The sequence below is a fragment of the Pseudomonas sp. PDM10 genome, assembly GCF_014852295.1.
Lineage (GTDB): Bacteria > Pseudomonadota > Gammaproteobacteria > Pseudomonadales > Pseudomonadaceae > Aquipseudomonas.
The window spans coordinates 1-291 of sequence record NZ_JACVBJ010000030.1 but is presented as its reverse complement, the minus strand read 5'-3'; the positions used below and the strand labels follow the sequence as shown (position 1 = coordinate 291).

The 291-nt window shown below is 50.2% G+C and carries 1 rRNA gene; it reads right to left on the bottom strand.

What is annotated here, in order from left to right:
• A 23S ribosomal RNA gene (locus IB252_RS30715) occupies positions 1–291 on the bottom strand; the annotation flags it as partial.

Below are 291 nucleotides of genomic sequence, written 5' to 3'. Positions count from 1 at the left end.
CCTTCACCCGAGTTCTCTCAAGCGCCTTGGTATTCTCTACCCAACCACCTGTGTCGGTTTGGGGTACGGTTCCTGGTTACCTGAAGCTTAGAAGCTTTTCTTGGAAGCATGGCATCAACCACTTCGTCACCCAAAGGGTAACTCGTCATCAGCTCTCGGCCTTAGAATCCCGGATTTACCTAAGATTCCAGCCTACCACCTTAAACTTGGACAACCAACGCCAAGCTGGCCTAGCCTTCTCCGTCCCTCCATCGCAATAACCAGAAGTACAGGAATATTAACCTGTTTTCC